Annotated in this window: 24 protein-coding genes and 2 pseudogenes; 13 read left to right on the plus strand and 13 right to left on the minus strand. The window is 70.4% G+C overall.

Features of this window, described 5'->3' with window-relative positions; all coding sequences use genetic code 11:
• Positions 1–6: 6 nt before the first annotated feature.
• The 8 genes from QUY26_RS00285 to QUY26_RS00320 all read right to left on the minus strand — a co-directional run bounded on the left by QUY26_RS00285 (position 7) and on the right by QUY26_RS00320 (position 7459).
• Positions 7–1578, minus strand: a complete 1572-nt coding sequence (locus QUY26_RS00285; protein WP_289943063.1) for an SDR family oxidoreductase — start codon at positions 1576–1578, stop codon at positions 7–9.
• A gap of 32 nt (positions 1579–1610) precedes the next feature.
• The gene (locus tag QUY26_RS00290) at positions 1611–2546 is read right to left on the minus strand and encodes an AfsA-related hotdog domain-containing protein (protein ID WP_289943064.1); all 936 of its coding nucleotides are present in this window, start codon (positions 2544–2546) and stop codon (positions 1611–1613) included.
• Positions 2547–2997: 451 nt separating this feature from the next.
• Entirely contained in the window at positions 2998–3831 is an 834-nt protein-coding gene (locus QUY26_RS00295) for an anti-sigma factor (protein WP_289943065.1), read from the minus strand.
• Positions 3828–4370: an RNA polymerase sigma factor gene (locus tag QUY26_RS00300; RefSeq protein WP_289943066.1), complete on the minus strand. Its 543-nt coding sequence runs from the start codon at positions 4368–4370 to the stop codon at positions 3828–3830. Before QUY26_RS00300 ends, QUY26_RS00295 begins: the two co-directional genes overlap by 4 nt.
• Positions 4371–4415: 45 nt before the next feature.
• Complete coding sequence (locus QUY26_RS00305; protein ID WP_289943067.1) at positions 4416–5180, minus strand: class F sortase; 765 nt, start codon at positions 5178–5180, stop codon at positions 4416–4418.
• On the minus strand, positions 5173–6006 hold the full coding sequence (locus QUY26_RS00310; RefSeq protein ID WP_289943068.1) for a DUF4397 domain-containing protein: 834 nt from the start codon (positions 6004–6006) through the stop codon (positions 5173–5175). The genes QUY26_RS00305 and QUY26_RS00310 overlap by 8 nt, the downstream gene beginning before the upstream one ends.
• 106 nt (positions 6007–6112) lie before the next feature.
• Complete coding sequence (locus QUY26_RS00315; protein WP_289943069.1) at positions 6113–6703, minus strand: DUF4383 domain-containing protein; 591 nt, start codon at positions 6701–6703, stop codon at positions 6113–6115.
• Positions 6704–6841: 138 nt separating this feature from the next.
• Positions 6842–7459, minus strand: a complete 618-nt coding sequence (locus QUY26_RS00320; protein WP_436840238.1) for an RNA polymerase sigma factor — start codon at positions 7457–7459, stop codon at positions 6842–6844.
• 189 nt (positions 7460–7648) lie between these two features.
• Between QUY26_RS00320 and QUY26_RS00325 the strand changes: the two genes are divergently transcribed.
• Positions 7649–8698 (plus strand): MerR family transcriptional regulator, encoded by a 1050-nt coding sequence (locus tag QUY26_RS00325; RefSeq protein ID WP_289943070.1) that lies wholly within the window; start codon positions 7649–7651, stop codon positions 8696–8698.
• A 118-nt stretch (positions 8699–8816) separates the two neighbouring features.
• On the opposite strand, the gene QUY26_RS00330 is transcribed toward QUY26_RS00325, so the two are convergent.
• Complete coding sequence (locus QUY26_RS00330) at positions 8817–9227, minus strand: VOC family protein (RefSeq protein WP_289943071.1); 411 nt, start codon at positions 9225–9227, stop codon at positions 8817–8819.
• A gap of 259 nt (positions 9228–9486) precedes the next feature.
• Between QUY26_RS00330 and QUY26_RS00335 the strand changes: the two genes are divergently transcribed.
• From QUY26_RS00335 to QUY26_RS00345, 3 genes are all read left to right on the plus strand, one after another.
• On the plus strand, positions 9487–10215 hold the full coding sequence (locus QUY26_RS00335) for an RNA polymerase sigma factor (RefSeq protein WP_289943072.1): 729 nt from the start codon (positions 9487–9489) through the stop codon (positions 10213–10215).
• The gene (locus tag QUY26_RS00340) at positions 10212–11123 is read left to right on the plus strand and encodes a CU044_5270 family protein (RefSeq protein ID WP_289943073.1); all 912 of its coding nucleotides are present in this window, start codon (positions 10212–10214) and stop codon (positions 11121–11123) included. Before QUY26_RS00335 ends, QUY26_RS00340 begins: the two co-directional genes overlap by 4 nt.
• A gap of 462 nt (positions 11124–11585) precedes the next feature.
• Positions 11586–12155, plus strand: coding sequence for a TetR/AcrR family transcriptional regulator (locus tag QUY26_RS00345; protein ID WP_289943074.1), 570 nt, complete (start codon positions 11586–11588; stop codon positions 12153–12155).
• 335 nt (positions 12156–12490) lie between these two features.
• Here the strand turns inward: QUY26_RS00345 and QUY26_RS00350 are convergent, their stop codons facing one another.
• On the minus strand, positions 12491–13501 hold the full coding sequence (locus QUY26_RS00350) for a TerC family protein (RefSeq protein WP_289943075.1): 1011 nt from the start codon (positions 13499–13501) through the stop codon (positions 12491–12493).
• 103 nt (positions 13502–13604) lie between these two features.
• On the opposite strand from QUY26_RS00350, the pseudogene QUY26_RS00355 reads away from it, so the two are divergent.
• Both QUY26_RS00355 and QUY26_RS00360 read left to right on the plus strand, forming a co-directional pair.
• A pseudogene (locus QUY26_RS00355) lies at positions 13605–13820 on the plus strand (hypothetical protein); the annotation flags it as partial.
• Between the two features lie 69 nt (positions 13821–13889).
• Positions 13890–14417, plus strand: a complete 528-nt coding sequence (locus QUY26_RS00360) for a hypothetical protein (RefSeq protein ID WP_289943076.1) — start codon at positions 13890–13892, stop codon at positions 14415–14417.
• 181 nt (positions 14418–14598) lie between these two features.
• On the opposite strand, the gene QUY26_RS00365 is transcribed toward QUY26_RS00360, so the two are convergent.
• Positions 14599–15075 carry a flavodoxin family protein gene (locus QUY26_RS00365; protein ID WP_289943077.1) on the minus strand — a complete coding sequence of 159 codons (477 nt, stop codon included), beginning with the start codon at positions 15073–15075 and terminating at the stop codon, positions 14599–14601.
• 258 nt (positions 15076–15333) lie between these two features.
• Here QUY26_RS00365 and QUY26_RS00370 point away from each other — a divergent pair, with 258 nt between their 5' ends.
• Positions 15334–16149 (plus strand): ATP nucleotide 3'-pyrophosphokinase, encoded by an 816-nt coding sequence (locus tag QUY26_RS00370; RefSeq protein ID WP_289943078.1) that lies wholly within the window; start codon positions 15334–15336, stop codon positions 16147–16149.
• 597 nt (positions 16150–16746) lie between these two features.
• On the opposite strand, the gene QUY26_RS00375 is transcribed toward QUY26_RS00370, so the two are convergent.
• Both QUY26_RS00375 and QUY26_RS00380 read right to left on the minus strand, forming a co-directional pair.
• Positions 16747–17481 carry an ASCH domain-containing protein gene (locus tag QUY26_RS00375; protein WP_289943079.1) on the minus strand — a complete coding sequence of 245 codons (735 nt, stop codon included), beginning with the start codon at positions 17479–17481 and terminating at the stop codon, positions 16747–16749.
• 196 nt (positions 17482–17677) lie between these two features.
• Positions 17678–18160, minus strand: a complete 483-nt coding sequence (locus tag QUY26_RS00380) for a MarR family winged helix-turn-helix transcriptional regulator (RefSeq protein WP_289943080.1) — start codon at positions 18158–18160, stop codon at positions 17678–17680.
• A 141-nt stretch (positions 18161–18301) separates the two neighbouring features.
• On the opposite strand from QUY26_RS00380, the gene QUY26_RS00385 reads away from it, so the two are divergent.
• The 6 genes and pseudogenes from QUY26_RS00385 (at position 18302) to QUY26_RS00410 (ending at position 23956) form a co-directional block, all read left to right on the plus strand.
• The gene (locus QUY26_RS00385) at positions 18302–19156 is read left to right on the plus strand and encodes an alpha/beta fold hydrolase (protein WP_289943081.1); all 855 of its coding nucleotides are present in this window, start codon (positions 18302–18304) and stop codon (positions 19154–19156) included.
• Between the two features lie 414 nt (positions 19157–19570).
• Positions 19571–20335, plus strand: coding sequence for an alpha/beta fold hydrolase (locus QUY26_RS00390; protein ID WP_289943082.1), 765 nt, complete (start codon positions 19571–19573; stop codon positions 20333–20335).
• Between the two features lie 611 nt (positions 20336–20946).
• Complete coding sequence (locus QUY26_RS00395) at positions 20947–21783, plus strand: alpha/beta fold hydrolase (protein WP_289943083.1); 837 nt, start codon at positions 20947–20949, stop codon at positions 21781–21783.
• 22 nt (positions 21784–21805) lie between these two features.
• Positions 21806–22405 (plus strand): TetR/AcrR family transcriptional regulator, encoded by a 600-nt coding sequence (locus QUY26_RS00400; protein ID WP_289955349.1) that lies wholly within the window; start codon positions 21806–21808, stop codon positions 22403–22405.
• A gap of 208 nt (positions 22406–22613) precedes the next feature.
• Positions 22614–23290: pseudogene (locus tag QUY26_RS00405) on the plus strand (alpha/beta fold hydrolase); the annotation flags it as partial.
• A gap of 192 nt (positions 23291–23482) precedes the next feature.
• Positions 23483–23956, plus strand: a complete 474-nt coding sequence (locus tag QUY26_RS00410) for a hypothetical protein (protein WP_289943084.1) — start codon at positions 23483–23485, stop codon at positions 23954–23956.
• The last annotated feature ends 15 nt before the right edge of the window (positions 23957–23971 follow it).

Here is a 23971-nt window from a genome sequence, read left to right on the forward strand (position 1 = left end):
GTCGTGTCACCGGCGGTCCGTGCGTCCGGAGCGCACGGGCAGGCCGGGGCCGGAGCGGGACGTGTCCCGGTGTGCGTCCAGGCCCTTGGCGGCGGCCTGGGTGATGTTGCGGGCCATGCCGCCGAACACGACGGCGTGGAAGGGGAACACGGCCCACCAGTAGGCGTGACCGAGCAGGCCACGCGGGTGGAACAGGGCGCGCTGCCGGTAGCGGGTGCGCCCTGCGTCGTCCGACTCCGCGTACATCTCGAGCCACGCGAGGCCGGGCAGCCGCATCTCCGCCCGGAGCCGCAGCAGACGGCCCGGTTCGATCTCCTCGACGCGCCAGAAGTCCAGGCAGTCCCCCACCCGCAGCCGCGCGGCGTCCCTGCGGCCGCGCCGCAGGCCGACGCCTCCGACGAACCGGTCGAGCCGGCCCCGGACCGCCCACGCGAGCGGCATCGAGTACCAGCCGTTGTCGCCGCCGACCCCCTCGATCACCTTCCACAGCACGTCCGGGGGCACGTCGACCGCCCGCTGCCGCTCGTCCTCGTAGAGGCTGCCGCCCGCCCAGTCCGGGTCGGTGGGCAGCGGGTCGCTGGGCGCGCCGGGTACGGAGGCGGAGGACCAGCGGGTCGCGACCTGCGCCTCCCGCACCCGGCGCAGCGCGAGGGCGAGCGCCTCGTCGAACGGCAGCGGCCGACCGGGAAGGTCGGGCACGTACCGCGCGATGTCGTGTTCGTGGCAGACGACCTCGTGACGCAGTGACTCCGTCAGTGGACGGGCGATGGCGGCGGGCACCGGGGTGACGAGCCCGACCCAGTGGCTGGACAGCCTCGGGGTGAGCATCGGCACCGGCACGACGATCCGCTTGCGCAGTCCGGCCACGGCCGCGTAGCCGCGCATCATCCGACGGTAGGTGAGGACGTCCGGACCTCCGATGTCGAAGGCCCGGTCCACGTCCTGCGGCATCGTGGCGGAACCGACGAGGTAGCGCAGGACATCGCGGATTCCGATGGGCTGGGTGCGGGTGTGCACCCAGCTGGGAGTGACCATCACCGGCAGCCGCTCGGTCAGGTAGCGCAGCATCTCGAACGAGGCCGACCCTGAGCCGATCACCACGGCGGCCCGCAGCACCGTGGCGGGCACCGGGCCGTCCAGGAAGATCCGTCCGACCTCGGCGCGGGAGCGCAGGTGCGGGGAGAGTTCGTCCTCGGGTACGCCCCGGGGGGTGAGCCCGCCCAGGTAGACGATCCGCCGCACACCGGCGGCGTGCGCCTGCTCGGCGAAGACACGAGCCGCGCGACGGTCGGTCTCCTCGAATCCGGCGCCGGAGCCGAGCGCGTGCACCAGGTAGTACGCGACGTCGATACCGCTCATCGCCGCCGCCACGGACTCCTCGTCGGTCACATCGCCCCGCACCGCATCGACGTCCCCGGCCCACGGGTGATCGCGGAGCTTGTCCGGTGCGCGGGCCAGGCACCGCACGTGGTGGCCGGCTTCGAGGAGTTCGGGCACCAGTCGCCCGCCGACGTACCCGGATGCCCCTGTGACCAGGCAGTTCAGGGGCCTTCGGCTGGGCTGCCGGACTGTTTCCATGATCGATTCCTTCCGTGCTCGACGACGTCCGCTCAGGGGCGCAGCAGGGCGACCGTGCCCGTGGCGCAGAGCTGCGGGCCGACGGTCACGGCGAACCGTGCCCCGCACGGCTCCGTCGTCACTTCGACACCGGCGCCGCGCCACGGCACCGCTGCCCGTATCTCCACGCTCAGCCCGACCACGGCTTCCGCGGTGCTGCCGGATGTGAGCATCACGGCCTGTCGTCCGGCCTCCAGGACCGTCGGCGCGGGCAGCAGGGCGGGACGGCCCGCGAGGAGGATCGGATGTCCGGGGTCGCGCGGCAGGATGACCAGCCCCGCCTGGGGCGCTCGCGCGAGCAGGACGTCGGTGTCGGCGGCGGCGCCCACGGCCCCGGCCGGCGGATGCAGCAGACCGGCTCGGGGACCGGCTTCGGCGGCGGGCGGAGGCTGCGGGGTGGCTCGGGCGAAGCGCATGGAGCACCATCCGAGAGGCCTCGCCGCATGGGCGAACTCCGCGGTGACGCGATAGGCGGCAAGGCCGCCGCTGTCTGCCGCGAGGTCACTGACGGTGAGCTGTACGGCCACGTCGGTGGCGCTTCCTTGCTCGGTCGGCAGTGCGGCGGCGTGCAGACCGAGGCGGACCGAGACGGCCCGCAGTGGTGGCGTGCCGCTCTCGGGGAGTCGCCGGTGCCGCAACGCCATCGCGAGCTGCCGCGTGGACTCGACCATGATCAGCGGGTGGTGGCGCACGGCGACCGCCCGCTCGTTCAGGGGATGCAGGCGGGGCCACTGGCACACGGCCGTGAAGGAGCGGCTTCCCCGGCGGCTCATGGACACCACGAGGAGCGCAGTGACCGTCTCCAGGCCCAGTGTCCGCCGCGCCAGCTCAGCTCCGAGCAGCTCGGCCACCGGGGCCTCGAGGTCGTCCGGGAGCCGCTCCCACCTGTCAGCGGCAGCACGAGAACGGACAGTGGCTGGTTCGTGCATGCGCGTCTCCTCCGGAAGGGCGAACCGGAACATTCAGCCCTCTGCCACTCTTCCGTCACGGGTGCGTGGATGGATGCAGGCACCTCCGACATCAGTGGGTGTCGGTCCGGATCGGATGGTGTCGGCCCGGGTCCCGCCGGATTCGCTGTCCTGGCGGGCCGGAGAATCGGGTCGCCAGGCCCGGGGCTGGTCCTTGGCCGACAGCGGGGAAGCGAAGCCTGCGGGTGGTGCGGCGAGCGCCAGCGCGGTCACCACCCACATCCGCCGGGGCGGTGGTCCACCGCCGCGCCGCCTCCGCGCCACTTCGCGTGCTCCTCCACGGACGCGTCGGATGCCTTCGGCCGTGGGGCCGGTACGGGGTCCGCCCGAGCGGGGCGAGCACGGTCCGCGAGCGCATGCGCTGCCGGTCGCGTCGTCACCGCCCCCGAGCCGACCGAGCGAGCACGTGAGGTCAGCGCTTCAGGAGTCCGCGTACCACGCTGTTGCCCGAATGTGTCGGGTCGCCGTTGTACTCCTGGTCGGAGACGTCGACGAGGGGGTAGTCGGCCAGGTCCACGCCCTTCGGCAGGGGGAGGGTGGCGGAGCCCCGGGGGCCGAGCACGCCGATGGCGATGAGCTTCTTGTGGGTCGGGTCCATCAGCCACACCTCGAAGTAGCCGTCCGTCCCGGGCAGGCCGCTCACGTCTATCCGCAGTTGCCGCCGGGCGCCGTCCGCGGTGTCCAGGCGGGCCACTCCTTGCGCGTCGCCATCGGCCATGGGCTTGAGCGGGGACCCGACACCCGTGGGCGCGGCTGCCGCGTCGTCGTCGCGCAGCTGCCACCACGTGGCACCGCTGCCCAGGGCCGCTCCGGCCGCCAGACAGGCCGCCGCGAGCAGTACCGCGAATCTCGTACGCCGAGCAGGCCGCGCACCGGTTGCCTCGCTTCCCCTCGCACCGGCGATGGCCGAGGCGGAGACCTCGGCGAGGCGTGATCGCCGCTCCCGCGCGTCGACCGCCGGGTCCGTACCGTCTGCGGACCTCGCGTCCGCTTCCTCGTCGTTCCGTCCGCCGGAACCCGGAGCGAGGCCCAGCTCGGCTGAGATGGCCTCCCACACCCTGTCGGGCGGGGGCGCGAGGACGTCGTCGGCCGACAGGGAACGCGCCGCGACGACGACCCTGCGCAGCTCTTCCAGCTCGGTCCGGCACGTCGCGCACCGGTCGAGGTGGAGCGAGCGAGGCGACTGGCCGTCGTCCATCTCGCCCAGGGCGATTTCAGCCAGCTCCGCGTGGTCAAGATGCCTCATGGCTTGCCACCTCCTCGCGGCTTCAGGGAGGCCAGCGCTTCGCCCAGCTCGAGCCTGACCATGTGCGTGGGGATCCCGAGCCGCTCCGCCATCTGCGGCGCCGTCAGCTCATGAAGAGTGAGCTCCAGGACCGCGGCACGCAGCGGGGGAAGTTCACTCATCAGTGCCCTGAGCACCGCCTGCTCGGTGGCGGCTTCGAAGGCTTCGTCGTGGTCGAGTTCGGGGCGCCGGTGGACGATTTCACGGCGCATTCCGTCGAGCAGCAGGAGGCCCAGTCTGTGCGCGGGGTCGGAGGAGGCGCGGTTGCGCCAGGCGTCGACGAACACGCGGGACGTCGACTCCTCGGCGGTCCGCTCCGGCAGGAAGCGCAGTGCGAGCGCGTGCACGGCGCCGCCCCAGCGTCGGTAGGCCTCGGCGAGGGCGTCCTGGTCGCCGTGCAGGAACCGCTTCGCCAGGTCGGTGTCCGCGCTGTGCGGGGTGCGCGGACTCGTGGCGAAGCGGTTCCCCGGCTGTTCGTCGGCCGAACCGGGTTCAGACACGGCAGCAGCGTAGCGGCGGCGATCACCCTCCAGGTCCCGCATCGTTCAATCTCTGCTTGTCGGTTCCGCGGTGACGACAAGGTTCTTCTGGTAGCCGCCGCGCGCCCTGTCGAACGGGGCCGCGCAGGTGATCAGCGTGAGCACGGGCCTGCCGTCACGGCGGAAGACCTCGTCCGGCAGTTCCTTCTTCGGGACGATCTGTCGGGCCGACACGCGGTAGCGGACGGGGGCGGCGGCACCGCGGTCCACGATCACGTCGTCCCCCGCCCGGACGTCGTACAGCGCCGCGAAGGCGCCCAGGTCGCCGGTGCGGGAGTCGACATGGCCCACCAGGACGGCGGAACCGCTCGGATCGCCCGGAGCTGGTCCGTAGCGGTACCAGCCCGCCGTCCCGGGGTCGGCGGGGACCTCCGCCCGGCCGTCGGAGTCGACGCCGACGGCCCGCAGCCGCGCGCTGACTTCGAGGCGGGGCATGCGTACGCGCGTGGGCGGGGCTTCCGTGTCCTTCGTGCCGTCCGCGGGCCCGATGCGGCCGCCGCCGCCCGAGGGCCGCACCGGCTCACCGGCCGCTGGTGGCGAGCCGGTGGTGGCCGGGGAGTCGGAGGAACGTACGTCCACCGGTCCCCACTCTCGGGGTGCGGGCGAACCCTCGGCGCCGGTGCGCTGCCCGAACTCGTCGGGCAGTTGGTCCCCGGACGGCATCAGAACGAAGAACAAGCCGGTGGCGAGCGCCGCCGACAAGGCGGCGCCCACCACGAACCAGTGGGAGCGCAGCATCCGGCCCCACCAGGCACCGGTGGGGTCAGCCACGTTCACGGGCGGCGCGGCGCACAGCGAACGCTCCGCCGAACGCGACAAGGCCGGCGCCCGCGATCCAGACGAGCGCCGCGTGCGAGGAGTTGGAGGTGGCTGCGCCCGACTCCCCGGCGTCGACTCCGCCGGGGGCCGAGTGCATCCCCTCGAACGACTGCACCTTCAACGCGAGGTTCTTGTCCTTCGCACTGCCCCAGGCGTACACGACGTTGCTGGTGCCCTCCTTGAGGTTGAGGTCGGCCGGGCCGATCGCCACCTTGTCCGTCCCGGCGAGGACGACGTCGGCGGACACCGTGCCCGCGGGAGCTTCGCCCTTGGCTTCCTTGGGGTTCTCCAGGTTCTTGAACAGGGGCTTCTCCCCGGCGCGTACGTCGACAGCGGGTGCCGCCGCGACATGGCGGACGGTGAGCCGGGCCTTCCCGGCGGGCACCTTCGACACGTCGTTGACGAAGGCGTCGAGCTGCGGCTTGCCGTCGGCGGACAGATGCGCGACCACCGTGGCGTTCGCGCCCGCGGGCACGTCCACCTTCTTCTGGATGGCGGGGGTGCCGTCGGGGCCCTCGCCGTCCTTGAAGACCTTGATCTCGTAGGAGCCCGCGGGCAGTTCCTGCGGGTCGGTGAGCGTTCCGGGCTTGAAGTCGGGGATCAGCTCGTCGCCGTTGGCGTAGACGTCGACGGTCAGGCCGGGCACTCCGTGGAAGACGGAGACCATGGCCTTGCCGTCGTCGGCCTGCGGAGCGGCCCCGACCGGGGCCGCTCCGGCCAGCGCGAGGGTGAGGGCGCCGGCGGTTCCGGCGACGAGGCCGTGGGTGCGCGAGATCATGAGGGGATTCCCTTCGCGATGGACCCCGGTCGGGCCGGGATCTCACCACTACTTCCGAGGACGTGGAGTTGCCGGATGCAGCGCGGCGGCGAGGGATACGGCGGCTTCACGGGCTCGCCTCATGGAGTGTGGCTCCCTGCGTGTCGGAGTCGATTTCCTTTGCGTCAGGAAGCGTTCCGGCGCGGAGGCGCCCAGGGACGCACGGCACGCGGGACGCTTCGTCGTGCCGGTGGGTCTCCTGCGGGTGTCGCCGGCGCCAGTACGGATTGTCGTGGGGCAGGCCTCCGCTCACCCGGCCGTACATGCCGAACGTCATGATCAACAGGCCCATGAGGAAGCTGAAGACCACGTTGGACATGCTGAAGTCGAGGATGTTGGCGGCCCGGTCGAGGACGAAGAGATGAACGAAGCCGCTCACCAGGAAGAGCACGCCCACGGCGATGTTCACCGTGGAGGCGACGTTCCCGCCGATCCCCGCGGCGGCGATGAGCACCACTCCCACGACGACGGAGATCAGACTCAGGGCTCCGTTGGTCGACATACCCGCGATCCGGTCCCCGCTGGTGTCGAAGAAGCTGAGCCGGTCCGCGAACCCCAGGCACCCGAACACGAGCAGAACCAGTCCGCACAGTCCGGCGCCGGCTCGGTACACGGTGGCAAGACGGTGGTCGACCGGCAGTTCGTCGTGCAGTTTCATGCGGTCTCCTCGGTCCTCGGAACGAGCTTCCCCCTCCGGCTGTGGTCTCACTGTGGCTCGGGAGGCGCCATTGAGCCTCCCGCATCGCTTGTGCGTCGATACTGGCTCCGCGAGTCCGCCGACCCGGCATGACCGGGACTACGCCTCCGCGCGGGCCGACTCCAGCGAGCGCCGCAGACAGTGCAGTCCGCGCCGGATATGGCTCTTCACGGTGCCGAGGGCGAGCCCGGTCCTCTCGGCGATCTGCACCTGGGTCAGGTCCCCGTAGAAGGCGAGACCGAGAACCTCCCGCTGGACAGGCGTCAGCCGAGCGAGTTCCTCGGCTACGAGCACTCGGTCGAGAGCGGCTTCTGTGTGCCCGTCGGTGTGCCCGCTCATCCCCCCTCCCGCCCCGCTGTCGGCGAGCCCGAGGGCGGAGCACAGTTCGGTGCGCCTCGTCCGCGCCGAGAGGGCGTCCGCGGTCTTGCGGCGCGTGACCCCGACCAGCCAGGCGGAAATCGTCCCGCGCTCCGGGCGGTAGCCGCCCCTGCCGCGCCACGCCGCGAGGAAGACCTGCTGCGTGACGTCCTCGGCTTCCCTGGCGTCCCCCAGGGAGCGCGCCGCGAGCGTGTACACGAAAGACCCGTAGCGGCGGTACAGGAGGGCGAAGCTCCGCTCGTCGCCCTGGACGAAGTCGGCGACGATCTCCTCGATCTCCCGAGCGTCTTCGACGGGAGCGTACGTCGGAGTCACGCCACCGGAGACTGCTCTGGTCACGCCCACGGCCTTCACCTTCCTGACGGTCCATGGCTTTCGCTCCGGACTTCTCCGCTGCGCCGAGAGGCAGCGGAGCACCGAGCCGAGGCGGGAGGAGACCCGGATCGCCCGGCCTCCCGCTGCGCACCACGATCGCCACGAGGGAACAGCCGAGCAACGTGCATCGATAGTGCGTCGTATGCTGAAGCGATGACGGAGAAACAGCCTCCGCACGTGGAGGGCGACCGCCAGGTGGGCCTCACCACCGGCGCTGTGGCACGCCGCTTCGGCGTCTCTCCCACGACGCTGCGCTCGTGGGACCGCCGCTATGGAATCGGCCCGGCCTCCCGGGAAGGCGGGCGGCACCGGAGATGGAGGCAGCAGGACATCGCCGTGCTGGATCGCATGTGCCGACTGACCGGTGAGGGAGTGCCGCCGTCCGAGGCGGCGAAGGCGGCACTGAGTGGTTCAGCGGGGCCCGGGAGCGCGCCCAAGCCCGTCCCCGCCTCGACTCGCAGCGACAGCACCGGCTCGCCCACCGACAGCACCGGCTCGCCCGACGGGCCCACCGGCGCGTCCTCACAGTCGCGTCAGCGGGGGCTCAGCCGCGCGGCGCTGCGCCTCGACTCACAGGCCGTCGACGAGGGACTGTCCAGGTCCATCGCCGACCTGGGTCTGGTGGCCGCCTGGGAGACGGTGATCATGCCCACGCTGCACGCGGTGGGCCGCAAGTGGCAGACCTCCGGGGAGCGGTTCGTCGAGGTGGAGCACCTGCTGTCCTGGCACGTGTCGACGGCGCTCCGTCGTGTGGTCGTGGAGCGGAATGGGCGACCGGTGGGAGCACCGGTTCTGCTGGCCTGCACGCCGGGCGAGGGGCACTCGCTCCCCATCGAAGCACTGGCTGCCGCTCTCTGTGAACGCGGCCTGCCGGTCCGCATGTTCGGTGCCGCGCTGCCGGCCGAGGCTCTCGACAATGCCGTCCGCCGCCTCGGCCCCGCCGCCGTAGTGCTGTGGGCTCAGTCCCTCAGCACAGCGAGTCGCCCACTCGCCGAGCACCTCAAGAGAACGGAATGGGGCGTGAGGGGCGCCCGAGCCCACCCGGCCGTCCTTCTCGCAGGGCCCGGCTGGGCAGCGTGCCCCCACATTCCGGAGACGATCCGCCCGCTGGGGCTCGGTGACGCGGTCACCATTCTGGTATCGCTCCTCAACGCGGACAGCGTCGGTCGGCATGGGCGACGCCCGGCGGGATCAGCGACGTGAGCGGTTCGGAAAAGGAACGTGCTCTGCACCCGGTACGACAAGCTCGCCGTCCGCTACGAGGCAACAGCACTCGTCGCGGTCATCAACGAGTGGCTTTGACCTGCATGTTTGTGAGTACCTAGGAGTTGGACCAGGCGCGAGTGGACAGCACCAGCAGATAGCCGTCGGGGTCTTGGAAAGTCACGCCCCAGGTGTCCCAGTACGGATTATGGGCGGGCATTCGCTTACCGCCATGCCGCTCAAGTTGCTCCACGAGGGAGTCGGGCACCGGTTCGCCGAGGTAGATGACCAGCAGGTCTTCAACGGTTGGCTGCGGTTCCAGAGGAGCGGCAGGATCGTGTACGAGTTCCAGATGCCAGCCGGCCTCGGGCCAGCCGACCATCAGGAGCGAACTCCGTCCCAGGGAGCGGTCCGCCGCATGCTGATACAGGACATCGAGGCCGAGACCTGAAACCCAGAAGCGTTCCGCCGCTCGGAGGTCGCGTGAGGGTCGGGCTATGCGGATATGAGCTGAGGATTCGGCCGTCATCGTTCTACCTCGTGACAGGGACAGGCCCAGCGACTGTGTCCGTGAGCTTGGACAGCAGCGAGCTTAGAGATCGAGTGGCTGTGCGCCATCGGGCGCTGGTCCTAGTCCTGGTTGCCTCAGCCCAAATGGTCCTGACCAGCCTTTTCGATACACGGCCTATGACCCGCAGCGTTGTTGACTCGGGTGATCGGTGGGTGCCGCTGGGCCCGCCGTGACGCACATCACCGGGACGGCCTGCGGCGGGTGGACAGGAGGGGGCGTGGACCTTTCCCTACGCGCTCGCATACGAGCCGGTGACGCCCAGGCGTTCGCCCTCCTCTTCCGGCAGCACGCGCAGGCCGTGCACGCTCACGCCGCACGGTGGCTCGGTGATCCGGGCCCCGCCGAGGACGTGGTCTCGCTGACCTTCCTGGAGGCCTGGCGACTGCGGGAGAAACTGCTGGACGACGACGACTTCGCCGCACGGACCCGGCACGGCACCAACGACAACGACGACGGCCTGAGGGCCTGGCTGTTCGGCATCGCCACCAACGTCCTGCGCAACACCCGCCGCGCGGCCCGGCGGCACAAGGCCGCTCTCGATCGACTCCCCGACCGACGGCCCGGCACCGGGACGGTGCCCGACTTCGCCGACATCCTGATCGGCCGTCTCGAGGACGCCGAACGGCTCGCCGCCGCGGCGGCTGCCCTGCGCCAACTGCGCCCCCGCGAACGCGAGGTTTTCGCGTTGTGCGTCTGGTCCGAGCTGAGCTACGCCGACGCCGCCACGGCCCTGCGGGTCCCGGTCAGCACGGTGCGCTCCCGGCTCGCTCGCGCCCGGCAGCGCCTGCGGCAGCTGGCCGAGAGCGAGTTGGCTGGTCGTACCGGAGCACCGGCCGGAAGGGACATGACCGTGAGCGGCGGAAGAACGAGACGCCTCCCCGCCCGCGGACAGGAACCGGATGACCGGGCCGCGACGGCCCGGTCGGCACAGGAGAGAGACCGATGAATCCCACAGAACGCCAGGAGTTGGCCGGGCTGCTGCCCAGCCCGGGTGCCCCTGTCCTGTCGAGCGACCGGATGACGCTGATGGAGGCCCACCTCATGCAGGAGATCACCAAGGAAGCCCCCACCCCCACCCCTGGCCCGGCCGACGCCAGCCGGGTCCCGCCCCGGCGGCTGCGGCGGGCGGCCCTGCTGGCCGTACCCGTCGCCGCCGCCGCGGTCCTCACCACCGTCCTCACCGTCGGTGGCGAGAGCCCGGCCGAGCCCGCCACCGACTCGGAAGCCGTCGCGCTCCTCGACCGCATCGCCAAGGTCACCGCCGCCAAGGACGCTCCCGCCGTACGGGACGACCAGTACGTCTACACCCTGATCCAGGGCACCGACGACCTGACGGACAAGGGCCTTGACACCTTCCGCCGCGCGGACTGGCATGCCGTCGACGGCCGCCGTGACGGGCTCGCCCGTACCACCGTCCTGTCCGGGCCCTCCGGCAAGGGCACGACGGACATGCGGCTTCAGGCCGACCCGAACGCCACGACCTACCGGGAGCTGCAGGCCCTGCCTACCGACCCCGGCGCGCTGTACGACAAGGTCTGGTCAGCGACCGAGGGCCAGGGGCCCACCCATGAGGAAGCCGCCCTGGAGATGATCGGCAGCATGCTCGAGGGGGCCACTCTGCTGCCGGACGTGGGAGCCACGCTCTACCGCGCCGCCGCCCGGATCCCCGGCATCACCGTGGTCGACGACGCCGAGGACGCGTCCGGCCGTTCCGGCGTGGGGCTCGCCTTCGGTGACGGCGAGGACCGGCAGGTCTGGGTCTTCGACAAGCGTCTCGCCTACCTCGGCTCGGACGACGTCGCGCTCCTCGACGTCGGCGTGGTCGACCGGGTGGGGCAGGCTCCGGCCGGCTGATCGCCCGTACGACGCCGTGGCTGCGCCACCGAGCCGGTTCTGGGCATGCTTCGGCGGTGCCCCTTGCTGGCCCACAAGGTGGACCTAAGGCTCTGGCTGAGGGTGCGCACGGCGCTCAGCTCACCCCGTACCGCCGGGGTCTCCCCGTCCTGCCGGGCACTTGTCCTCCCTGTACGGACCGCGATCCCGCGCACTCCGCACAGGGAGGGCCTCCCGCCTCAGGAGTCGCCCGCTGATCCTGACGCTCACAGTTGCCGCCGGAAGGTCTCCCGGCGGCAAGCGCAGGCCACAAGGCGGACCCATGGCGACTGTTGTGGCAATGCCCGGGTCCGAGTCGACAGTTCTCGGCAGCGTCCGCGCACGGGCGAGCCGGGACTGAGGGAGAAAGACCGGTCTGTCTCTTACCGCAAGTCCACGTTGGCAGCGGCGAGTGGCGTCGTACAGCCCTATTCTGGACAGACGATGCAGGCAGAACTCCCGCCCCGTGAGCGGATCTTGAACGCGGCTTATGAGCTCTTCTCGCAACGCGGCATCCGAGATGTCGGGGTGGAGGAGGTCATGGCCCGCTCCGGGGTGGCCAAGGCCACGCTCTACCGGCACTTTCCGTCGAAGGACGCCCTGGTGCTCGCCTTCCTCGCCTGCCGGGAGCAGCGATGGGCCCTCGGGACGGTCGTGGCCGGCGCCCGCGACCGCGGCCGCACCCCGGAGGAGCGGTTGCTCGCCGTCTTCGACGTGTTCGACGAGTGGTTCCGCCGTGAGGACTTCGACGCCTGCTCGTTCATCAACGTCCTGCTGGAGATGGGCCGGGACCACCCGCTGGGGCGGGCGAGCATCCAGCATCTGGAGAACATCCGGGGCATCGTGCGTTCCATGGCCCAGGAGGCGGGACTGCGCGACACGGACTCCTTCGCCCGCTCGTGGCACATCCTGATGAAAGGGTCGATCATCTCGGCGGCGGAGGGCGACGTCGAGGCGGCCCGCCGGGCCCAGGCGATGGCTCGCACCCTCATCGAGCAGCACCGTCACCCGTAGAAGCCACTCAGCGGGCTGTTCGTCTGTGCCGCGCAGGTTCGTACTCGACGCAGTCGGGGTTTCGACAAGGGCCCGGGCCCCAGCGCGGGACGAAGACCCCGAGGGTCTTGTGCCTCTTTATTTCCCTGGAAACGGGATGCTCGCAGGCCGGGCACTTGCTTTCGGTCGGCGTACGGGTCTCACGCATTTTGCTGGTCATGCTTCCACGCTAAGCGCGCGAGAGGTTTTGGGGAAGCCTTTACCTCTACTTTGTTTTTTCATTGTAGAAGCATACGAATTCGACATCCCCGTACGCCGCGGATCCCAGCAACCCGCGTCCGCTCCCAGTGAGCAATTCAGGGGCGAGCGGGCGGACCATGCTTGTTCGGCGGGGGTGGCTCGGGAGGCGGTTCGGGGGGCGGATCGGGGTCGGCAGATGCGGGCCGTCGCATGCTCAGGAGCACCGACACCGCCAGCACGACGACGATCACTGCCAGGCTCACGGGAGAGGGGATCTCCGGCACGGAGTCGCTGATCAGCTTGTGGCATGCCTGGAGGACCAATTTCACACCGATGAAGCCGAGGATGATCGCAAGCCCCTGGCTCAGGTAGTGGAAGCGGTCCAGCAGGCCCGAGAGCATGAAGTACAGCGCACGCAGGCCAAGGATGGCGAAGGCGTTGCTGGTGTAGACGATGAAGGCGTCATCGCTGACGGCGAGCACCGCGGGAACGCTGTCCACGGCGAAGATCAGGTCGGCGGCCTCGATCGCCGCGACGACAGCGAGCAGCGGTGTCGCGACGCGCTTCCCGGCCTCCTTGACGAAGAACTTCGTACCCGCGTACGTGTCGCGCACGGGGATGACTTTGCGCAGCAGCCGAACGGCGAAGCTCTTGCCCGGATCGAAGCTCTCCTCCTCACCTTTGAGGATCTTGTAGACGCTGTAGAAGAGGATGGCGGCGAAGACGAAAAGGACGGCGGTGAAGCGGCTCACCACAGCGACTCCGGCCGCGAGGAAGATACCGCGGAACACCAGGGCGCCGATCACGCCGAAGAAGAGCACGCGGTGCTGGTAGGCGCGGGGCACCTTGAAGTACGCGAAGATCAAGGCGAAGACGAAGAGGTTGTCGACGGAGAGGCTCTTCTCCAGCAGCCACGCGGTGGTGTACTCCGTGCCCGCCGTGCCGCCCAGGACGAGGAAGACGACCGCGCCGAAAGTCAGGGCGAGCCCCACCCACAGACCGCTCCACGCGGCTGCTTCCTTGAAGCCGATGACGTGAGCACTGCGGTGGGCCAGCAGATCTATCGCCAGCGACACGATGACGGTCGCGGCGAACGCTCCCCACAGCCAGATCGGCACAGCAAGCATGTGGGCCTCGCAATGAGCGCCTGGAACGGGCCCCTGTGTCGAGTCTGCCGCACGAGGGTGGCGGCAGCACACTCGAGCGGCTCCCGAGGCCGGGAAGGTACTCGAACGCCTGCTGGCCACGGCGACGCGGGCTCCGTCGAGCGGGAACCTCCAGCCGTGGCGGGGGCCCATCGCAGCCTCGCGCATTTCTGCGGCGTCTCTGTGGGATTCGGGAAATCGGGAAGGAAGACGCGCCGCAGCCGCGTACGTCCGGTACGCACCGCAGCCGCGTACCGGACGAGCCGACATCTCCGAGGCCGTGAGCTTCGTCGGCGCATGATCGTCCTTGGTGCTCCAGACGCAGACCGTGATCATGGATGCAGAGGTCGCGGATCGGTAGCCTGCCGATGTGTCTCAGCCCTGGAATGAGCAGCGACTGATCGCGGACGGTTTCGAGCGGACGTACACCGTCCTGGACTGGTACGACGGGCCCCGTAAAGGACTCGCGGTCATCCGGGGCGTCCCGCACTACTTCGAGGGCTGGGACTACGACCCGGCCAACGCGGCCGACGAGTACGACGTGTGGCCCGCGAGCGAGGCGGCCGTGGCGATGGAGCGCGAGCAGTGGGCGATTTACGTCGAGTATGAGGTCTCCGACGCCGGGAGGGATGAGCACCCGGCGAACGGAGGGGTCAATGCCCGCTACGACGAACTGGATTCGCTCCTCGTGCCGCACCGTCGGCCGCCCGACCGTGTTCGGCGGCTTGTGGGCGAGGTGCGATTGGACGACGGAGACCGCTACCGGCTTGACGGGGGCGACCTGTGGATGCGGTGGCGCCCGAGCAGCGAGGCCTCCGCAGGTCAGGGGACGGATGTCGGTCAGGTCAGCGAGACCCTGCGCGACTCGGAGCCGAACCGGCCGACGACGAGCTCGTAGGCGATGTCGTTCCCCATGCGGTGCGCGAGACGGGGCGCTGTCCAGCGCGGGTCCTCGCCGTGAGCGGCCCCGCATGTGACCCCCCGGCCCCTCCCCCGGTCTCGTGCGGGGCCCTGCGCGTCCCTGCCCTGCTGCCCCAGGCCCCGTGAAGGGTCCGTGAAAGCTTCCCCTCCGGCGCGTGTCAGGTCACCGGCCCGTGCCCGTCCCGCAATCCCTCCGCGAACGCCCGCGCCGCCTGCACATCCCCGGCGTTCGGCCGCTGCTTGTTGATCCCGCCGACGAGCTTGAACGGGGCCCAGGTGTCGAACGCCCTGCACGAGAAGCTTCCGTCCACCTTGTATCCCTTGTCTTCGAGGACCTTCACCAGAGGGCGGGTGAACGGCGCCACCGGCAGCTCCGGGAGCCCGCTGGTCGCGAACACGAACGCCCGGCCCCGACCGGCGGGAAGCGCCTTGACGAAGCCGGTCAGGTGCGGGTGGAGCCTGCTGTAGAAGACACCCGAGCCGAATCCCACGAGATCGGCACCGGCCAGCTCCGCCGGGTCGGCCTCCTCCGGAGGGACGACCTTCGCGCCCAGGACCTGGGCCATGCTGTCGGCGACCCGACGCGTATTGCCGTGCGACACGGACGCGCACACGATGACGGCCTTCATCCTCATGATCCCTTCTCTCGCCTTCCGCATGGAGACACGGCAGCGGCGTCCAACGTGACACCACCGGAGCGTGACTACCGCCACACCGCAGGGCGGGGTGTGCCCGCGTCCACGTACGACGTCTTCGCGCCACGTTCCCCCCGACCGACCGGTCTGCCCGACACCTTCCCGACGCTTCCCCGTTGTCCCCGGCGACCGACACCGCCCGAACTCCCCGCTGAGAACCGGCCGGTGGCACACGCTCGGAAGGGACACCACCCACCCATGACCGCACGGCACCCCCTCGGCCGGAGCGCCACCGTCCTGACGGCCGCCCTCGCCCTCTCCTCGGCGACGTCCGGACTCACCGCGTACGCCGCCGACAGCGCCGACAGGACCAGCAAGACCGGCACGCACACCGTCGCGACCGCCGCCCCGCGGGACGAGCCGGACGGCAGCTGGCAGGGCGACGGGCTGCTGCTGAGCCCGGCGGAGAACCGGAAGGTCAACGCCTACCTCGACCGCGCCCGCCGGGCCGAGCCCGCCATCAGCCGTGGCGTGCGGGCCGCCGCCCGGCTGAGCGACGCGGAGCTGGTCGGCTTCGACCACCGCCTGAAGTCCCCGGACTCACTGAAGCGGAAGGTCGCCACCAACCTGAAGGAACACCCCGAGAACACCGTCGACGACTCGCTCGCCCGCCTCGGCGACGCGGTGCGCTACACCCTCCAGTGGCCCGACGACCGGTACGTCACCGGCGTCACCATCGCCTCCGAAGTCCTGTCGGCCCGGGGCAACGACACCACGAAGTGGAGCAACACCTGGGGCCGCGCCAAGGGCTACAAGGGCCTCAATTCGGGTTGGCGCGCGCCCGGTTCGGGGCAACGGTTCGAGGTGCAGCTGCACACCCCGGCGAGCAAGTACGCGCAGGAGGCGACGCACAAGCTGTACGAGGAGCAGCGGCTGCCCACGACGAGCCCGGAGCGCAAGAAGGAACTCCAGGCGCAGCAGGACGCACTCTTCGCCGCCGTACCCGTGCCGGAAGGCGCCCCCGACCTCGCCGCGCCCGCACTCCTGGCGCCGACCCTGACGCCGGCGGCATAGGGCCCACCCCGGCCGGGCGAAGCCGTCCGGCCCGCCCCGCCGACGGGTGGCTGGGCGGGGCGGACGGAGCCGTCCGGTCACGGCTTGTGCGGCGCGGCCCGGAAACCGCAGGTTGGCCTTCAACTCGACGCAGCCTCCGGCGGGCCAACCTGATCGCCCGTGCCGAGCACTGACCGACGTCCACATCACCCGCGCCACCGCCGATCGGCGCCGCCGCTTCGAGAGACTTCCCGACTCGCCGGACGGGTTCGTCGCCCTGGGCGACGCGGTCGCCACCTTCGGAAGTCGACCAGGATCACCTCATGACGACCGGAAAGGGCCATGCCCTCTGACCTCGTGCTTCGCAGGTCACAGATCCAGGTCTGTGGCATCCGTCCGGTGTCGGGCCAAGCGTTCGTTGCATCAGCACGGCGTCGATCCAGCGGTCATGATCCCACTTCAGGCTCGGCGTCCGATGCGGCTGGACCTACGGCTGCAAGCGACCGGCGGCGGGGCCACATCGGTTCCAGTCACAGGTGTTCAGTTCTCTTCGGAGTTGTACCGGCCGAGGAGTCGCGCTGTGAGCTCCGTGCAGCGCATCCGGGCATCCACGCTGCATCACTGCACGGTGTCAGGCGCTTCGACCGTAAACGTCACGAAGTCGACTTCGGCATCGGAGGGCAGGCCGGGATAGTGGTCCTGGAGGCCCTTCTTGAGCTGGTCGACGCTCGTGAAGCCATCAAGCCGAGCCTGCTCGGCGGTGAGGCGATCGAGCCGGTGGCGTTCGATGCCTGTGACGGTGCCGTTCAACGTGCGCTGGGCTTCGTCGTCCTCGAAAAGGAAGATTGCGGGACCCAGCGCGATCGGATCGTCGTGGCGGACGGTGGAGGTCTTCCGCGCGGTGGCGATGTCCTCGTAGTAGCGCTTGTTGAACCGGACAATTCGACGCGCATCCGCATCGGGGGAGAAGTAGGCGTCCGGCAGAAGCTTCCGAATCGGGCGCAGTGCGGGCCCCTCGTCGGTCGGTACGGCGACGAAGACGTCAGGGTGGAGGTCGAGAAGCGCTTGGCGGCAGCGGCCGCACGGCGGGATGAGACCGCGGCCCTGGTCTCCCGCGGCGGCGATGGTGACGAGTGGGCCGGCTCCCGCTGCTGCTGCGACACCGAGTACGACGAGCTCGGCACACGGTCCGCCGGTGAAGTGGTAAACGTTGACCGCCTCGTGGATCGTGCCGGCCGTGTCCATCGCCGCTGCGGCTACGGTGTGGTTCGAGTCGCTCCCGAGGGCCGCGGCGAGCCGTTCCGCAGCCTCGATGACGCGGCGCTCGGAGTCGAAGAGCTTCATGGAGACCATGGCGCCAACCCTAGATCGGCCCGGCCGAGCTCCTCGACACATTTGTTCCCATGGCCCCACTCCCAGCGCGGTCGGTGGCTTGAGGGGTTCCAAGGGGCAAGATCCGCTACGACAGCCTGAAGGCCGCGGCCGGGAAGGTGATCGGATTCGCCTGGGAGCGGCAGGAGAACGCCCGCGAGGCTCGGCGGACTTGTGATCAATGACCAGTGGGGCCGTTCCGTTGGGTTCGTCGCCCAGCGGCGGCGACATCGCGCATGGCCAGCAGGAAGCGCTGCACCACGGCCAGGTCCTTCTCATCGAAGGAGCGCATCGCGGCGACCATCTCGTTGATCAGCGGCCCGAAGAACGACCAGCCCAAGGTCACGGCCTTGTCCTCGACGACCAGCAGTACCCGGCGCCGATCGCGGGTGTCACGCTGACGGCGTACGAGCCCCATCCGCTCGAGCCGGTCGACGAGGGCCGTGACGGCCGCCGAGTTGAGCCCCAGTTGCGCGCCGAGCCATCCCGGGGTGGCGGTGGTGTCCGACCGGGCGGCGTCAAGGAGGCTGATCAAGGCGCGTACGTCCGTGGGGTGCAGCCCGTTGCGGGCGGCGAACTCGGCACCGAACAAGTCAAGGTCGACCGTGATGGCCCGTAGGAGGTGCACCAACTGCAGACCGGGGTCTTGCTCGCCCGGCATCGAAGACCGATCTCCCACGTTCCTCGCACTCCTCGTCCGTCCTCGTCGTTCGCGTTATCATCTTGTTCATCGAGATAATTGCTGACCGAGGTATTTTACAGGCGACCACGACAGCAGCGGTACGGCATCAGGAGGCAGGACATGGGGCGGGGCAACACCGGCGACCAGGCGACGTTCTTCGCGGCGTACGACGCCATGCTGCGACGCTGGCCCGTGGACGTCACCGGTATCGACGTGCCGTCGCCGTACGGCAGCACGCGGGTCCATGTCTGCGGCCCGGAAAGCGGCACCCCGCTCGTGCTGCTGCCCGGAGGCGGAACCACCTCCATGGTGTGGTTCGCCAACGTCAAAGACCTCTCCCGCGACCATCGGGTGTACGCGGTCGATCTGATGGGCGACATCGGCCGCAGCGTCCACGACGGGGCACCGCTGCGTGGCACCGGGGACCTGATGGCGTGGCTGGACGCGGTTCTGGCGGGGCTCGGCCTGGCGCAGACGCGGTTGTGCGGGCACTCCTACGGGGCCGCGATCGCGCTGAACTACGCGCTGCACGCGTCCCACCGCGTCAGCCGACTGGCTCTCCTCGACCCCACCACCTGTTTCGCCGGGCTGAGCTGGCGCTATCTGCTGCGCGCCCTTCCCACGCTCCTGAGGCCCACCGTCGCGCGACAGCGGGCCTTCCTGGCGTGGGAGACCGGTCGAACCCCCGAAGACCTCGCGTGGCAGGACTTCCAGGACAGCACCACCACGGCGGTGCGATCCAAAGTCATCGCCATGCGCCGCCCCCGGCCAGAGGATTTGAGGGCCTGCACCATTCCGACCCTGGTGCTCTTGGCCGAGCACAGCCGGGCCCACGACGTGCAACGGGTGGCGGCCACGGCCCGCGACCTCCTTCCCGAGGCCGACATCGCCCTCCTGCCGGGCGCCTCCCACCACTCCCTTCCCACCGAGCGGCCCGCCGAGCTCAATGGTCTGTTGACGCAGTTCCTGGCCTGAGCCCCGCGTCCGTCATCGTGCCTCCGCTTCAACAAGCAACAGTCCGAGGCGGAACAGCGGCGGCGGGGACGGCGGGGAAAGTCAAGGAGGCCCACCACAGGCGGCCCTCAGCCGTCACGTCGTTGACGGAGCACCGCTTGACGCGCCTGCCACCCGACCGCGGGCCGCTGCCCTCACCAGCCGTCCACGACCAGCTGCTCCATCACCGCCGGTCCGGCCCGCAGGAGTCGGCGCCGTGAGCATCAACGGCACCAGCCGCCGCACCGCCGGATGCGTGAGCAAGCGGCCGAGGCCGCGGTGATGCGCTGCTGCTTCACGTCGAGAGGCACATGAGGGCCTCCCCTTGAAGCGGACAGGCTGTGACCGGGTCACTGTTCAGCGAGGTTGTCGGCACCGATGCTTAGGATCCACGTCATGCGTGAGTTCTTCATGGCGGGTGGACGGAAGCTGTCGTATCTGGACTTCGGCGGTCCGGGCAGGCCGCTCATTGCCCTGCACGGGCACTACAACGAAGCAGCGGCGTTCGCGTCGCTCGCGGGGGTCTTGGCGCCGAGGTGGCGGGTGCTCGCGCTGGACCAGCGCGGGCATGGAGAGTCCGACCGTGCCCCCAGGTACGAGCGCGACGACTACATAGGCGATGTCGACGCCTTCCACCAGCATCTCGGAGTTGGCCCCGTGGCGGTGCTGGGGCACTCGCTGGGCGGGGTGAACGCCTACCAGTTCGCGGCCCGGCACCCCGACAAGGTCAGCAAGCTGATCGTGGAGGACATCGGCGCGGTCGTCGACTGCGACTGGTCGTTCACCACGAGACTGCCCTCTCCCGCGCCGTCCCGAGAGGCACTGATCACGGCTCTGGGTGCGGCGGCGCCGTATCTGGAGTGCTCGTTCCGGCAGAGGAGCCAGGGCTGGGGTTTCTCGTTCGGCATCGACGACACCGTGGCGTCCCAGAAGGCGCTCAACGGGGACCACTGGGGCGACTGGACAGCGGTGTCCTGCCCCACCCTGCTGATCCGCGGGACCCGCAGTGACGAGTTGGCGGACGATCACGCCCGGGACATGGTCGCCCGCCGCGACGGACAGGCCCGCCTGGTCGAGTTGGCGGCCGGTCACGTCGTGCACCACGATGCGCCCGAGCAGTTCGCCGACGCGGTCACCACGTTTCTGTCCGACCCCTGCTGAGCGGGGAAGCTCAGGCTGCCGAGCGGTATCTCCTCTGGTCAGGGCCCGAAGACCATGCGCATGGTCACGCCGCGGCGCCTGGCCTCGGTCCAGGTAGGTCTGGGCGAGAGCCCTGCCCATGGCGCCCGTGCCGCCGGTGCTGGCGTAGGCCTTCAACGTCGTACCCCCTGCTCGTTCTCTCGCATCGCAGGAACCGGGCCGCGATCTTCTCCGGGATGACGCCGTACGGTGCCAGTTCCGAGAGGGCGACGCGCGACTCCCTGAGGTGCTCCCCGTAGGTCTCGCCGAGGTGTCTGATGGCCAGTTCGTCCATGCGCTCAGGGCTGTGACCTTCGAGTCCGCGCCGCGCACGGTGATGTTGAGACGGAGGCCAGGCACTTGCCGCGCCGTCGCCGTACGCCCGTCAGCCGGGTGGTGCGCGGTCGGCGAGCCGCAAGCTGCGCCCTCGCAGCAGGACAGCGTCGCGACCGGAACGCCTGGTCCGACTCGCCCCACCCTCCTGCGCGGCCCTTCGCCGCCCCTCCCGGCCGTGCCGGACATTCCGCCGTTGACAGAGCAGGCTAATGCCATTAGCTTTTAGCTAACTTCATTAGCCTGGGCGAGGGGATGTCATGAGCGAGTACCTGGCGGTCGACGGCGGCACGATCGCCTACGAGGTGGAGGGGTCCGGCCCACTCATCGTTCTCGCGCACGGCATCGGCGACAGTCGCGCCGCGTACCGTGCCGTGATCCCGCGGCTGGTAGCCGCGGGCTACCGAGTCGCCGCGGTCGACCTGCGTGGCTGTGGCGAGTCCAGCGTCGACTGGTCCGCCTGGGATCGCACCGCCATCGCCGGGGACCTGCTCGCCGTGATCCGCCACCTGGGCGGCACGGCCGTGCTCGTCGGCCACTCGATCTCCGGCGGCGCCGCCACCATCGCAGCGGCACAGGAGCCCTCGCTGATCACCAAGGTCGTCGAGTTGGCGCCGTTCACCCGCAAGCAGTCGATCCGCTTCGGCGACCTGCGGGGCAAGCGATTCCGGCGGGGCATGCTGCGGCTGCTCGGCACGGTCACGTTCGGCAGCCTGCCGCTGTGGCGCTCCTACCTCGACGTGGCCTACCCCGGCGTGAAGCCGGCCCACTGGGCCGAGCGGCTCGGCCGCATCAGCGCCCTGCTGCGGGAGCCGGGGCGGATGAAGGCGGTGCAGAGCATGGGCCGCAGCGCCCCGACCGACGCCGGAGCGCAACTCGACAGCGTCCGCTGCCCGGTCCTGGTCGTCATGGGCACGCTCGACCCCGACTGGGCCGACCCGCACGCCGAGGGATCGGCGATCGTTGACGCCCTGCCGGCCGGCCTCGGTTCCCTCGAGATGATCGAGGGCGCTGGGCACTACCCGCATGACCAGTTCCCCGACCAGGTGGTCTCGCTCATGCTCGGCTTCCTTCGCTCGGGCGCCGCTCGTGCCTAGGGCCGGCCTGAATCCGGCGGCCGTGGTCGCGGCCGGTGCCGCCCTCGCCGACGAGGTGGGCCTCGCCAACCTGACGATGGGTCTGCTGGCCGAGCGGGTGGGCGTGCGCACCCCGTCCCTGTACAAGCACGTGGGCGGCCAGGAAGACCTCAACCGGCGCATTGCCGCCCTGGCGTTGAACGAGGCCGCCGACGCGGTCGGCGGCGCAGTCCAGGGGTACGCGGGCCGGGACGCCCTGGCGGCCGCGGCGGGCGCCTTCCGTACCTTCATCCTCCAACATCCGGGCCGGTACGCCGCGACGATCGGCGTGGAGCCGCACGGACCGGACGATCCGCTGGCCGCCGCGGGTCAGCGGCTGCTCGGCGCGTTCACGGCAGTCCTGCGCGGCTACCGGATCCCCGAGCCCGACGAGGATCACGCCCTGCGCATGCTCCGCAGCCTCTGCCACGGCTTCGCCACCTTGCAGGTGGCGAACGCCTTCCAGTGGAGCGCTGACATCGACAAGAGCTTCGAGTGGCTCATCGCCTTCACCGACCGGGGCCTGCGCGCGCTTTCTCGCCCGAGTCCCTACGAGGCACCTTCGGGATCCTCGCTGTCGCCTTCCTTCCGGTCACCGGAATGAGGGTGTTCACGACCGCCGAGTGATCAGGCTCTTGGCGGGTCGCGTGGAGGTTCTGGTGGGAGGGACTCCCCCGCGTCCGGTACGCCACCGAGCAGCCCGCCCCCGGATGCCTGCGTTCGCTCCCGCACCTCTGAGCCCGTCAGTTCGACAGAGCAGCCGTGAACGGCGCGCGGTGAGCCGCCAGCCACTCCTGGAGCCGGTCCCCACGCTGCCAACCACCGCGCTCCGACAGCGCCTGGACGCAGACGGGATCACCGTCGGCCAACTGAACGTCGCTCTCGCCGGATCGGGCCCGGCCGTACTGCTGCTGCACGGTCCCCCGCACACCTGGGAGCTGTGGACGGACGTCATGTCCGACCTGTCCGACCGCCACCGCGTCATCGCGCCGGAGCTGCGCGGGTTCGGCGCGAGCAGCCGGGCCGCCTCCGGGTTCGACGCGGGCGCCCTGGCCGAGGACGCCGCGGCGCTGCTCAGCGCGCTCGGCGTGTCCTCGGCCGTCGTGGTGGCCATCGACGCGGGTACCGCGCCGGCCCTCCTCCTCGCCCTGCGTCGCCCCGGTCTCGTCCGGCGCCTGGTCGTCGTGGAATGCCTTCTGGGCACGCTGCCCGGCGCCGAGGACTTCCTCGCCGACGGGCCGCCGTGGTGGTTCGGCTTCCATTCCGCCGCGCCCGGCCTCGCCGAGACCGTGCTGGAGGGCCACGAGGCCGCCTGCGTCGACTGGTTCCTGCGGGCGCCGGCACGCTCGGCGACGGGGTGCGCCCCGCCCTCCGGGACGCCTTCGTCCGCGCATACCCAGGCCGCCAGGCATTGAGCCGCGCGTTCTCGTACTACCGGGCGCTGCCCGAGAGCACGGCCCAGATCGAGCAGGCGGCCGCCACCGACCGGCATCACCGGCTCGTACGCGAGCGCGTACGGAAAGGTCCACGCCGCCTCCCGCCCGCCTCCGAACCGGGGCTCGGCCCAGCCGGCCGACTGAGTTTCGGCCCCGCCCGAAAGGCCTCGTGACGGCCCCTGCGACCGCCATAGCGTCGGATCTGCCGGTCCAAGAGGGCCGGCCACCGAACAAGGGGGAAGAACATGACTGTGTCCACACAGCCCGTGCTCAAGCACGCCAGGACCGCGGCCACAGTGGTGGCGATCGGGACCGCCGCCACCCTGATGGGCCCGGCCCCCTCTGCGAGCGCGGCACCCCCGACGAGCGCGGGTGACAGGTGCCGTCCGCCCCTGTGCTCGCAGACCTGGAACGACAGCGGGAAGGGCTTCTACGCCCTGAAGAACTGGTGCCTGAACGGCGGGACCACGGGCACTGCCACCATCAAGAAGCCGACCTGCAACAACCAGAAGAGGAACTGGCTCAAGCCCGGGGAGCGGACCCGGGGCACTCAGGACTGGGACGTCTTCCAGGTGAAGAAGGGGCGGTGCTTCAAGGTCGACTTCGAGCTCACCCCGGGCCGCGACTTCTCGAAGAAGTACAACCGCAAGAACAAGAAGACCGTCTACGTCAAGGTCGCCAACAACGCCTTCGCCAAGGTCCGCAGCTCCACGTGCTGATCCGGCGCGGAGCAC

This window comes from Streptomyces flavofungini, assembly GCF_030388665.1.
In the GTDB taxonomy this organism is placed as follows: Bacteria; Actinomycetota; Actinomycetes; order Streptomycetales; family Streptomycetaceae; genus Streptomyces; species Streptomyces flavofungini_A.

Coding starts and splice junctions, on each gene's coding strand:
- QUY26_RS00350 (WP_289943075.1), bottom strand. CDS start 13,501: ATGCTTGCTGTGCCGATCTGGCTGTGGGGAGCGTTCGCCGCGACCGTC.
- QUY26_RS00295 (WP_289943065.1), bottom strand. CDS start 3,831: ATGAGGCATCTTGACCACGCGGAGCTGGCTGAAATCGCCCTGGGCGAG.
- QUY26_RS00285 (WP_289943063.1), bottom strand. CDS start 1,578: ATGGAAACAGTCCGGCAGCCCAGCCGAAGGCCCCTGAACTGCCTGGTC.
- QUY26_RS00385 (WP_289943081.1), top strand. CDS start 18,302: ATGGGGCGGGGCAACACCGGCGACCAGGCGACGTTCTTCGCGGCGTAC.
- QUY26_RS00410 (WP_289943084.1), top strand. CDS start 23,483: ATGACTGTGTCCACACAGCCCGTGCTCAAGCACGCCAGGACCGCGGCC.
- QUY26_RS00315 (WP_289943069.1), bottom strand. CDS start 6,703: ATGAAACTGCACGACGAACTGCCGGTCGACCACCGTCTTGCCACCGTG.
- QUY26_RS00365 (WP_289943077.1), bottom strand. CDS start 15,075: ATGAGGATGAAGGCCGTCATCGTGTGCGCGTCCGTGTCGCACGGCAAT.
- QUY26_RS00340 (WP_289943073.1), top strand. CDS start 10,212: ATGAATCCCACAGAACGCCAGGAGTTGGCCGGGCTGCTGCCCAGCCCG.
- QUY26_RS00380 (WP_289943080.1), bottom strand. CDS start 18,160: ATGCCGGGCGAGCAAGACCCCGGTCTGCAGTTGGTGCACCTCCTACGG.
- QUY26_RS00375 (WP_289943079.1), bottom strand. CDS start 17,481: ATGGTCTCCATGAAGCTCTTCGACTCCGAGCGCCGCGTCATCGAGGCT.
- QUY26_RS00370 (WP_289943078.1), top strand. CDS start 15,334: ATGACCGCACGGCACCCCCTCGGCCGGAGCGCCACCGTCCTGACGGCC.
- QUY26_RS00325 (WP_289943070.1), top strand. CDS start 7,649: ATGACGGAGAAACAGCCTCCGCACGTGGAGGGCGACCGCCAGGTGGGC.
- QUY26_RS00290 (WP_289943064.1), bottom strand. CDS start 2,546: ATGCACGAACCAGCCACTGTCCGTTCTCGTGCTGCCGCTGACAGGTGG.
- QUY26_RS00345 (WP_289943074.1), top strand. CDS start 11,586: ATGCAGGCAGAACTCCCGCCCCGTGAGCGGATCTTGAACGCGGCTTAT.
- QUY26_RS00395 (WP_289943083.1), top strand. CDS start 20,947: ATGAGCGAGTACCTGGCGGTCGACGGCGGCACGATCGCCTACGAGGTG.
- QUY26_RS00390 (WP_289943082.1), top strand. CDS start 19,571: ATGCGTGAGTTCTTCATGGCGGGTGGACGGAAGCTGTCGTATCTGGAC.
- QUY26_RS00310 (WP_289943068.1), bottom strand. CDS start 6,006: ATGATCTCGCGCACCCACGGCCTCGTCGCCGGAACCGCCGGCGCCCTC.
- QUY26_RS00330 (WP_289943071.1), bottom strand. CDS start 9,227: ATGACGGCCGAATCCTCAGCTCATATCCGCATAGCCCGACCCTCACGC.